The organism is Streptomyces sp. bgisy159, from assembly GCF_965341775.1.
Taxonomy (GTDB): domain Bacteria; phylum Actinomycetota; class Actinomycetes; order Streptomycetales; family Streptomycetaceae; genus Streptomyces.
Genome location: NZ_CBDQZH010000064.1, coordinates 23,912 through 34,031 on the forward strand (window position 1 = coordinate 23,912; position 10,120 = coordinate 34,031).

General features: G+C 67.3%; 8 protein-coding genes and 1 pseudogene. 7 read left to right on the forward strand and 2 right to left on the reverse strand.

Annotated elements, in window-relative coordinates; all coding sequences use genetic code 11:
• Positions 1-103 precede the first annotated feature (103 nt).
• A pseudogene (locus ACSLTV_RS33905) lies at positions 104-623 on the reverse strand (transposase); the annotation flags it as partial.
• Between the two features lie 702 nt (positions 624-1,325).
• Here ACSLTV_RS33905 and ACSLTV_RS33910 point away from each other — a divergent pair.
• Genes ACSLTV_RS33910 through ACSLTV_RS33920 form a run of 3 tightly spaced genes read left to right on the forward strand, consistent with a single transcriptional unit; the run spans position 1,326 to position 4,230 of the window.
• Positions 1,326-2,318 (forward strand): bifunctional DNA primase/polymerase, encoded by a 993-nt coding sequence (locus ACSLTV_RS33910; RefSeq protein ID WP_432158358.1) that lies wholly within the window; start codon positions 1,326-1,328, stop codon positions 2,316-2,318.
• Positions 2,315-3,832 carry a DNA primase family protein gene (locus ACSLTV_RS33915; protein WP_432158359.1) on the forward strand — a complete coding sequence of 506 codons (1,518 nt, stop codon included), beginning with the start codon at positions 2,315-2,317 and terminating at the stop codon, positions 3,830-3,832. The genes ACSLTV_RS33910 and ACSLTV_RS33915 overlap by 4 nt, the downstream gene beginning before the upstream one ends.
• Positions 3,829-4,230, forward strand: a complete 402-nt coding sequence (locus ACSLTV_RS33920) for a DUF6009 family protein (protein WP_432158360.1) — start codon at positions 3,829-3,831, stop codon at positions 4,228-4,230. The genes ACSLTV_RS33915 and ACSLTV_RS33920 overlap by 4 nt, the downstream gene beginning before the upstream one ends.
• A gap of 237 nt (positions 4,231-4,467) precedes the next feature.
• On the opposite strand, the gene ACSLTV_RS33925 is transcribed toward ACSLTV_RS33920, so the two are convergent.
• A complete protein-coding gene (locus tag ACSLTV_RS33925) occupies positions 4,468-5,697 on the reverse strand; it encodes an ATP-grasp domain-containing protein (RefSeq protein ID WP_435613528.1) in 1,230 nt (409 codons plus the stop codon).
• A gap of 500 nt (positions 5,698-6,197) precedes the next feature.
• Here ACSLTV_RS33925 and ACSLTV_RS33930 point away from each other — a divergent pair, with 500 nt between their 5' ends.
• From ACSLTV_RS33930 to ACSLTV_RS33945, 4 genes are read left to right on the forward strand one after another with little or no spacing between them, the layout of a single operon-like run.
• Positions 6,198-6,809, forward strand: a complete 612-nt coding sequence (locus ACSLTV_RS33930; RefSeq protein WP_432158362.1) for a hypothetical protein — start codon at positions 6,198-6,200, stop codon at positions 6,807-6,809.
• Positions 6,806-7,414, forward strand: coding sequence for a toxin (locus tag ACSLTV_RS33935; RefSeq protein ID WP_432158363.1), 609 nt, complete (start codon positions 6,806-6,808; stop codon positions 7,412-7,414). Before ACSLTV_RS33930 ends, ACSLTV_RS33935 begins: the two co-directional genes overlap by 4 nt.
• Positions 7,411-8,604 (forward strand): MAB_1171c family putative transporter, encoded by a 1,194-nt coding sequence (locus ACSLTV_RS33940; RefSeq protein WP_435613529.1) that lies wholly within the window; start codon positions 7,411-7,413, stop codon positions 8,602-8,604. Before ACSLTV_RS33935 ends, ACSLTV_RS33940 begins: the two co-directional genes overlap by 4 nt.
• Positions 8,597-9,994 carry an NAD(P)/FAD-dependent oxidoreductase gene (locus ACSLTV_RS33945; RefSeq protein WP_435613530.1) on the forward strand — a complete coding sequence of 466 codons (1,398 nt, stop codon included), beginning with the start codon at positions 8,597-8,599 and terminating at the stop codon, positions 9,992-9,994. Before ACSLTV_RS33940 ends, ACSLTV_RS33945 begins: the two co-directional genes overlap by 8 nt.
• Positions 9,995-10,120 lie beyond the last annotated feature (126 nt).

Here is a 10,120-nt window from a genome sequence, read left to right on the forward strand (position 1 = left end):
CACTCCTCACAAACCGCCGAGCGCCCGCCGACGCGAGGGACGGACGCCCATCGGCAAGCGCGACCGGACGGAGCCGCTGATCACCAGCCCGACGCCCTCTTCAGTGGGTGCGACAGCGCTGCCACAACGCACCAGGCGGCCACTGCGCCGATCGCGTCCACCAGGCCAGCGTAGGCGTCGGAGATGACGAACTGGACGCCGGACGGACCGCGGGCGATCAGCGAACGTAGGAAGGCGAGCCAGTCGGCGTCGTCCTCGGCGGTGGCGACGTCCAGACCGAGGATCTCGTGGTAAGGGTGGCGACCACCGAGATCAGGGCCCACTCGGCCCGGCGGCGGCGTTCGAGGAGTCAGTGTGGGAAGTAGCTGCCCTGCCTCAGCTTGGGAACGGCGAGCTCGACGGTCCCGGCGCGGGTGTCCCACTCGCGCGGGCGGTAGCCGTTGCGATGGTTTGACCCTCTCGTCGCTGACCTGCCCGTACTCTGCGTTGCAGAGGGCGTCGGCCTCGGCGGACATGAGGGCGTCGGCGAACGTCTTGATCATCGCGCGCAGCAGATCGGGACTCGCCGCGGCGAGGTTCTCCTCGGCGAGGGCGTGCAGGGGCAGACTGTCGGGTGCGGTCATCGTGCTGATCTCCTTCGAGCTTCGACATCTCGAAGATCAGCCGGTGGCCGTTCTCATATCCGGGCCCTCACTCCGACGCCAGGACAAACGCCCGGATCAGGTGGGAACCCGTACACCACTTCCCAGGACGCAACCAGCGCTTCAGTTGCTTCGGTCACTGCACGCTCAGTGCCCCGCGACTAGCAGTCAGCTACTCGCCAAGGCTTCAGTCGCTCGCTCCAGAATCGGAAAACGTGCAGGTCAAATGGCCGAAACGAGTACAGGAGCGACTGAAGCGACCGACGGTCGGGTATATCCAGCTCCTCTAGAGCATGCTCGTGTGCGATATAGATAGACGACTTGAGTCGCTTCAGTCGCTGATTGGGGTTGTTCCCCCTTCTGAGCTGCGCTTTTCCTAGTCGTAGCGGCGCAGCGACTGAAGTTGTCTCAGTCGCTGCCGGGCTGTCCCGGTCGCTGGCTGAGCGTTGTGGCAGGCGCTTTGAGGACACCGCATCCTGGCCGTTTCGCATGTGCTCCACAGTCACACCGACCCGGTTCGCTAGTCTGTGTGCGTCGTTGAGTCGCTTCGGTCGCTGAGAGGGGGTGCGGGTGCCCTCTGAGCTGCATCTTCTTGGGAGTGACTCACCTATGCCAGCACCCGTGGCTTCAGTCGCTGACCTTCCGCTCGCTGCCGCGCAGTGGTGTGCGCGCCGGGGGTGGCCCGTGCACCCGCTCGCGCCCGGCCGCAAGACTCCGGCCGCTAACTGCTCAGAGTGCCGCCGAAGGACCCACACGTTCACCGACTGCTCCTGCTTGCCCGCTGGCCGCTGGTGCCATGGCTTCCATGCGGCCACCCTCAACCAGGACCGCATTAAGCGGTGGTGGGGCATCAACCCGGACTTCGGTATCGGTGTCTCCTGTGGGCCGGCCGGCCTGGTTGTCATCGACGTTGACGCACACAGCGCCCAGCCCCCAGCCCGGGACCGGATCCTGCCTGGTATCCCCATCGGGGAACACGTGAACCTCGAGGGCCTGGCTACCGGCTTTCACACGCTCGCGGTCCTCGCGGCTCTCCGCGGCCAGCAAAGCCCCGCTGACGACAGCACAACGCTACGTGTCCGCACCCCTTCCGGCGGACTCCACATCTGGTACCGGGCCGACACGCGCCGCTGGCTGTCCTCCGTCGGCTCTAGCCCCAGCCGGGCGCTGGCCTGGCAGGTCGACATCCGTGCCCACGGCAGCTACATCGTCGCCCCCGGCACCACCACCCACCACGGCCACTACGAGGCTGTCGGTGAGACCCGCGAGCCGGCACCCCTGCCGTTGTGGCTCGCCCAGGAACTCGATCGCACCGGGCACCTGCCCGCGCCGCACGTTCCCGCGCCCCGCCCAGTCCCGCCGCGTGCCCGGCAGGCTGTCTCTGCCGCAGGCGGAGGCACACCCGAGCGCGCGCTCGCCGCCGTGTTGGCGCCCGTGGAGGCCTGCGGCCAACTCGCCGAAGGAGCAGGCTTCTCCGACACCCTCAACCGTGCCGCCTACACGCTTGGCGGCCTCATCGCGGCCGGCCGACTCGTTCAGGAGGAAGCAGAGCAGGCCCTGTGGAAGACCGCGGCCGCCGCCCGGCCTGGCCAGGAGCAGCGTATCGGGCACATCATCCGAAGCGGCCTGACCGCAGGCCTCAAGCGTCCGCTGCACACCACAGGGAGGCGTCCGTGACCTCCTCGGGCCGAGACACGCTCTTCGAGTTCGACCCCGAAGCCGTTGCCGCACAGATCCGCGACCAACCCTCGGCAATCTTGCTGCCCGCGCAGACCGCGGAGCGGCCCGTCGGCGAGGCCACTGCTCAGGGCCTACTCCCGGACACCCTCACCGACCGAGGCAACGCCAAGCTCTTCGTCCAGCTCTACGCCAATGATTACCGGCACGTACCCAAGATCGGCTGGTACAGGTGGGACACCACCCGCTGGCAGCTCGATGAGGACGACAGCGTCGTGTGGGCCGCCGGTGACCTTGCCGAACACATCGCCGCCCACGACCCACGTGGCCTGTTCACCACCACTGCCCTGCACAAGCACCGCACCCGGGCCATGTCGACCGCCGGAATGAACGCCATGCTCTCGCAGGCCAAATCCGCTCCCGGCATGGTGCTCAGACCTGACCGCCTGGACGCCGATCCCTACGCCTTGTGCACCCCGCACGGCATCGTCGACCTGCGTACCGGAACGCTGGCTGCTCCCGACCCGAACAAGGATTTCCACTCACGCTCCACCACCGTCGGCCCGCAGCAGATGCCCGTTCCGCGCTGGCTGCGCTTCCTCCACGACACCTTCGGCGACGACGCTGAAGGGCAGGAAATGATCGGTTACCTGCATTTGCTGCTCGGATACTCGATCACGGGCGACGTCGGCGCGCAGATTCTGCCCTTCCTGTGGGGCACGGGCAAGAACGGCAAGTCGGTCCTGCTGGACGTCATGATGAAGCTGCTGGGCGACTACGCGGACGCTGCCCCGCCCGGTTTCCTGATGGCCAAGCCGTTCGAAGGCCACCCCACTGACCTCGCCGAACTTCACGGTCGGCGGATCTACGTCTGTTCGGAGATCAAGCCGGACGACAAGTTCGACGAAGCCCGGGTCAAGCTGCTGACCGGCGGTGACCGGATCAAGGCCCGCCGTATGCGACAGGACCCCTTCAGCTTCGAACCCACCCACAAGCTCTGGTTGCTGGGCAACCACAAGCCTGAGGTCGGCACCGGTGGTTTCGCTTTCTGGCGCCGCATGCGCCTGATCCCCTTTGAACGTGTTGTCCCCGACGACCGTAAGATCGACAATCTCGCCGACCTCCTCGTCGTCGAGGAAGGCCCTGGCATCCTCGCCTGGCTCATCGACGGCGCCCGCCGCTACCTTGCCGGCGACCGCGATCTCACCGGCCCGGGCCGCGTGCGGATCGCAACGACCAAATACGCCGAGACCGAGGACCACACCGGCCGCTTTTATCAAGAACGCTGCAGCCTCGGCCCCGACCTGCGCGCCGAGCAGGCGGCGCTCTACGCCGCTTACAAGGACTGGTGCAACAATGAAGGCGCACCGGTCATGTCCTCACGGGCGTTCGCCTCCCGGACCCGGGAACTGGTCGGCTTGGCCTCGCCCAAGGAGATGATCCTGTCCAACAGCCGCAAGTACTACCCGGGCATCGGCCTGCTCACGGACGAGGAAAGGGACACTGGCGCATGAGTTCCCTGATCAGCGCTGACGAGATCAGCCATGAAGCCGAACTCGTGTGGCTGGAGGACATCGAGCACCTCGACTACGTCCGTCAGAGCCTGGACCGGCTGCCCACCAGGAAGGGCAAGCCCGCTTACCACCGCCCCGGCCGCCTTGTCGGATACGCCACCCTCGACCCCCACGCCAAAGCGTCCCGTGCCTCGGGTACCTTCCGCCGTCGCGTCTTCTGGCTCCAGCCCCACGACCGCGACAGCAAACCCGACGGCTTGTATGCCAAGAGCGCTCCGGCCGAAGCCGTCGATCCCCGCACCCTCGAACCACGAGTGAAGGGATACAAGACGGAACGGTCCGAAGGCGGGCCGCCGTCCACGGCCATGCAGGAGCTCGGCATAACGCTTCCCCTGTGATCGGCTCGAATTACCGCTGTCCCGTTCTCGCGGTGCTTCGCGACCACTGACCCGTCCCGAAGCGGCCCTTGATCGGTGAAGATGTTCCACTCGCGAGGCTGGTCTGGTGTGGCGCTACTTGAGTCTTCGGCCTGTCGGTGAGAAGCGGCACAGTCAGCGAGGGGAGCACCGCCCCGGGGCCGTCCGGGCACGACCGGCGTGACAGCGGGAACCTCGTGGCAGGGCCCGGCTTCGAGGTCAGGCTGCGTGCGCGGCGGCCAGAGGGGCGATGTCGACTTCCAGGTCCCGGCTCACCTGATCGAGGTGGGTGTGGCAGTCAGCTGCTGTGGCCCCCAACGCCACCCAGTATGCGAGGCGGTCCACTGCGGTGGCCTGTGCTGCAGCCGCCACCCGGGTGCCGGGTTGGCATGTGAGAGCAGTGCGGTCCACCAGAGGATGACAGTCGGGTGTGGCCACAGACACGTGTTGAAGAAGGCCGCTGACCGTGGGATAGGCGAAGTGGACGGCTGCGGCGCGCTGACGGGTCGGGACGAGCTTCGGTACCCGACCGACAGCCAGGTCGGCTGCAATCTGGGGCAGGTTGAGGCCCGTGGCCCGTTTCACGAGCAATGGGATCAGGTCATCGGCAAGGTGGGCGGTGACCTCGGTGACGTGCGGGCCGCGGCAGGTCAGTGTCATCTCGATGTGGAGCACCCCGAGTGTGATGCCGAGGGCTTCGACAGCGCGGGCGACCGTCTGCCGGATCAGGCGGTTGTGCAGCAGGCTGTCGTGGGCGTACACGCTGTGCCGTACGGCCTGCCTGGCCGGAGGCGGCCCGAGACAGGTTCTGGTGATGGCGACGATCTGGACGTCACCGCTGCCCAGGACGACTGCCTCCGCCGCGATCTGCGGCCCGTCGAGGTGGCGCTCGACCAGTAGACCAGGGTGTCGAGGCCCGGAGTGGCTGCCCACGCGGGCGCAGACGTCTGCCACTTCACTGCGGTCCCCGGCCTGGCCCACAGCGACCCTGCCGGTTCGGGCCCGGATGACGGCGGGGTATCCGATGGCGTCCGCGTGGGCCGCCGCCGTCTCGGCGTCGTGGGCCCCCGCCCAGAACGGAAGCGGCACCCGGTGCCGCGCCAGGCGCGCGCGCAGCTCTGTGCGATCGGTACAGGCCGCCATCGCCTCCGTCGCGGGGCCCGGCAGCTCCAGCTGGCGCGCGACACGTGAGGCGGTGACGAGATGTTCGCTCGTATAAGTCAGAACGCCGCCCAGATCGTGCGCGCCACGCAGAGCCCTCACCGCAGTGGACACTGCTGTCTCGTCGGCTGGATCGACACGGAGGTGCCGCGCCAGGTGCGGGCGCGCCCAGGCGGGTGCAAAGACGTCGGCCAGGACGACGGGATGCGCAGCCGCGATCTGGGCCAGGGCGAACTCAGCGGAGGCGGCTATTCCTCCGAGGCCGAGGAGTACTAAGGGCTGGGGCATGTGTCTATCTCCGTAGCAGGCCGGCGGACCAGAGGCGAACAGAGGACGGCCGAACCGGGTGCCGCCCCCCACCGGCGGCACCCGGCCGGACCGAGGAGCCGACGCGAGGCGAGCGGGGGCACCCGGCGCGCGTGCAGCGTCCTCGGCCGTCCCGGCCAGCCAGTTCGGCTGCCTCTGGCCGGGAGTTCTGTGTGCGGGCTCACCCCGGCGCGACGCGCGAAGCGGCAGGAGGCGAAACGCCGGCGGAGGGCCGTGCACTGAGCGCGTACATGCGCGATTCTCCTCAAGGTGGATGCGGGGGCGGACGCCACACAGAAGCGATCACCATGCGTAGCGGGGCGGGTCGCCTCCGCTGTTCTGGGATCTTCTTACGTGCAAACGCCAGATGTCAACGATCGTTTTCGGAAAATAAACGATCGTTGATTCGATGGCGTCGGGTGCGTAAAGTTCAGTCTGCGCCCTCAAAATGACGGAACCTCAGATCCCCGCGGAGTGCACACGTGGAGCCATCCACCCCGCTGCAAGAAACACTGCAGCGCCTTGACGTGATCATCGCAGAGCAGGGACTGGACCGCTCGAAACTGCTCAGCGTCACGCACCTGGCATCCGCCACAGCACTGCCGGAAGCCGCTGTCCGCACACTTCTGCAGGGCGGCAGCCTGCCCACGGACACGGTCAACGACCGCGTCCGAACCCGCATCCGAACGCTGGCCGAAGCCAACCTGCAGCGAACCGGCCGCAAGATGGCCGCCCTCGCCGCCGAAGTCGCCCAACTCCTGGGCCGATCCGAGATGTGGGCCCGCCGCATCTGCGACGGCACGAAGATGCCCAACGTCGAAGACCTGCACGGCATCGCCGACTTCTTCCAGGTCAACGGAGGCGAAGCGTACTTCACCGCACCAGCCGACCAGGCACTCAACCGCGCCCTACTGCCCATCCTGCACCGACTGGAAAATCCTCAGAACGACCCCGTCAAGGCGCTGATGGAGAAGTACGGCGTCCGCGACATGGACCTGCGCCGACACGGAACCATGTCACCGGAAGCCCTGGAAAGGCTCCTCGCCGGAGTCATCCAGTCGGTGTATCCCGCAGCAGGGGAGACCGGCCAATGAGCACCAAGGCGATGAAAGCGCTACTCGCCTCCCTGGGCAAGGAGGCATCCCGGTCACTGGAGCGGCCCGCCGAACCCAAGACCGTCATGCAGGAGTTCTGCCGCGCCATGAGCATCCGACAGAACCGCCCCGTACAACTCGCGTTCAGAGCCTTCCCCGACGACCTCCCCGTCTCAGGTATGCGCCTGGACTGCGGCGATCAGTCCCTCATCGTGGTGGAAGACCGCGCGGTACCCGAATCGCAACTCGTCATCCTCGGACACGAGCTGTGGCACGAAGAACAAGGCGACTGCAACCCCCATGTCACCGGCGTGCCCACAGCAGCCCGCGCCCTCTCCGACAACAGCGCCGAGGCACTCCAGAAGGCTGCCAAACAGATCCTAAGCGCCCAGGACGTCCCACGGGACGCCCTCCTGGCCGTCGCAGCCCGCGCCGACTCCCATGACGACCACGAAGCCGACGCAGAAACCTTCGGACTCCTCTTCGGCCGCGAGATACGCACCTGGATCACCGGCCGCTACGCGAAGGGCCCGGTCACCCCCAGCACCGTGGAGGGCCGCATCGACTTGTCCCTCAGCAACCGAAGCGGACAGATACTCGGATGAATCTCACCAGCCTCCACATCCCCTACGCCCTGCCCACCGTCCTGCTCGTGATCGCGCTCAGCCTGAAGCTGCCGACCTTCGTCCGCGCATGGCGCGATCCCGACGTCCGGGCGACCACCCTGCTGCTGCTGCTGGCAGCCGCCGTCTTCTTATCCGTCGCCCCCGCCAGCATCCACAAACTCAACACCACCACAGGCGTACCGAACATCGCCGCACCGTGGACGTACTCGCTACTGACCGCCTTCTGCGGCTCATGCCTGACCATGGTCATCACCTGGCGCGAGGAACCCTCCCCCCGGCGCAGCCGCAGGATTCGCCGCGTCTGGACCATCTACACCGGCATCATCCTCGGCCTGTGGTGCACCTTCGCCCTGGCCGACGTGCCCAGTGAGCGGATCTACGACCTGGACACCTACTACGCCAGCGAACCCTGGATGCGCGAACACATCCTCCTGTACCTGTTCGCGCACATGGTCTCCGCCCTCGTCGCCGCCTACATGATCTGGAAATGGATCTCCAAAGTCCGGGCCAGCTGGCTCAAAGCCGGCCTCGTCTTCCTCCAAGCCGGCTACGCCTTCGGACTCGTCTTCGACGTCGCCAAACTCACGGCCATCAGCGCCCGCTGGACCGGCACCAACTGGGACGACCTGAGCACCAAGGTCGCCCCACCCTTCGCCATCCTCGACGCGACCCTGGTCGGCATCGGCTTCATCCTCCCCGTCCTGGGCCCGTTCCTGCAGAAATGGCCCCGAGAACAGGCCACCTACTGGATCCTGCGCCCCCTGGCGAGAACCGTCCGCCACGTCGCACCCTCCTCGGCCAGAGCCCGCGTCGGCCGCCTGGCCCCACTCGACCTGCGACTCGTACAACGCCAGACACACATCCACGACGCCCTCCTGCGCCTCGCCCCCCACATCGACTACACCCTCTACCACGCCGCCCACAGCACCGCATCCAACCGATACAGCACCGCCAAAGCCCGCGGCCTGGCCGGCGCGGTCACCATCAGCGCCGCAGTCCAGTCCTACCGGCAGGAAACCCCCCGCGACACCAACCAACAACCCGCCCAGCTCAGCCCTGACATCACCGAGCACATCAACGACATCTCCCGAGCCATGCACCGCCCCCGCCTCGTCGACAGCCTCCGCCAGCGGGTGACCCACACAGAAAGAGCAACCACACATGCCTGACAGCCCCACCCGCCGACCCCGAACCGTCGTCATAGGCGCCAGCGCCGCAGGCCTCCTCGCCGCAGCCGCACTGACCGACGTCAGCGACGTCACCCTCCTCGACCGCGACACCCTGCCCGAAGGCCCCGAACACCGCCGCGGAGTTCCTCAGTCCCGCCACGCCCACCTCGTGTGGAGCGGCGGCGTCTCAGCCCTCAATCAACTGCTTCCCGGCCTCGTCGACGAGACAGTCGCCAAAGGAGCCCGCCTCGCCCACATCATGGGCGACATGGTCTCCCGCGCCCCCAACGAAATCTGGTTCCGGCGCTTCACAGGCACCCCCCACCGCAACCTCGTCTGCTCCCGCCCCCTCCTCGACGCCGCACTGCGCGCCCGAATCCTCGCCGACAAACGAATCACCGTCCACCAGAACACCACCGTCCTACGCCTGGACGGCGACGCAACCCGCGTAACCGGCGTCCACACACGCACCGGCGACGAAGAACACGCCCTCACAGCAGACCTGGTCATCGACGCATCCGGCCGCGGCTCCCACACCCCCCAGTGGCTGGAGGACCTCGGACTCCCACGCGTCACCGAACGCGAGGTCGACGCCGGCGTCGCCTACGCCACCCAACTCTTCAAGGCCCCCGGCACCACAGGCGACACCAACTACCCCCTCATCAACGTCCAGGCCAACCCCGCAAAAGCGCCCGGCCAAGGCGGCATCATCCTGCCCATCGAAAACGGCAGATGGATCGTCACCCTCTCCGGAACCCGCGGCGGCGAACCCCCCAAAGACCCAGACGCCTTCCTCGACTTCGCGCTCAACCTCGGCGACCCGATCATCGGAGAACTCCTGAAGAACGCCGAACCGATCAGCGAGGTGGCCACCACCCGCAGCACAGCCAACCACCGCCGCTACTACGAGAAGATGCCCCGCTGGCCCGACGGCTTCGCCGTGCTCGGCGACGCCATCGCCGGATACAACCCCGTCTACGGCCACGGACTGACCGTCGCCGCCCAAGGCGCCCTCGCCCTGCGTGAAACCCTGAACAAAACCAACATCACCGAACCCGGCACCGCACGCCGCATCCAGCGAGCCGTGGCACGCCCCGCCGCCGTGGCCTGGGACCTCGCCGTCGGACAGGACGCACGCTACCCCGGCGCGACCGACACACCACCCACCGCCATCGAACGCATCCTCGCCCGCTACGTCGACCGGTGCGTTGCAACAGGCGCCAGAAACCCCCGCGCCCTCGGTGCCCTTCTGGACGTGATGAGCATGGAGAAGCCGCCAACCCGCCTCTTCTCCCCAGCCATGATCGTTCCCATGCTCTTCGGCCCGAAGAGGCCGCACCTGCAGGGCCCACCCCTGACGGAAAGCGAGCGCAAAGCATCTCTCGCCTGACGAGGACCCCCCTGAGCTTACGTGCGTGCTCGGAACTTGCTTCGAAGAGCGCTGGCACTGCCACATCGGGGCTGTCGGTGTTCTCGTGAGCGCTCACGAGAACACCAAGAAGAGACACACCCAATC

Coding starts and splice junctions, on each gene's coding strand:
- ACSLTV_RS33920 (WP_432158360.1), top strand. CDS start 3,829: ATGAGTTCCCTGATCAGCGCTGACGAGATCAGCCATGAAGCCGAACTC.
- ACSLTV_RS33925 (WP_435613528.1), bottom strand. CDS start 5,697: ATGCCCCAGCCCTTAGTACTCCTCGGCCTCGGAGGAATAGCCGCCTCC.
- ACSLTV_RS33935 (WP_432158363.1), top strand. CDS start 6,806: ATGAGCACCAAGGCGATGAAAGCGCTACTCGCCTCCCTGGGCAAGGAG.
- ACSLTV_RS33940 (WP_435613529.1), top strand. CDS start 7,411: ATGAATCTCACCAGCCTCCACATCCCCTACGCCCTGCCCACCGTCCTG.
- ACSLTV_RS33945 (WP_435613530.1), top strand. CDS start 8,597: ATGCCTGACAGCCCCACCCGCCGACCCCGAACCGTCGTCATAGGCGCC.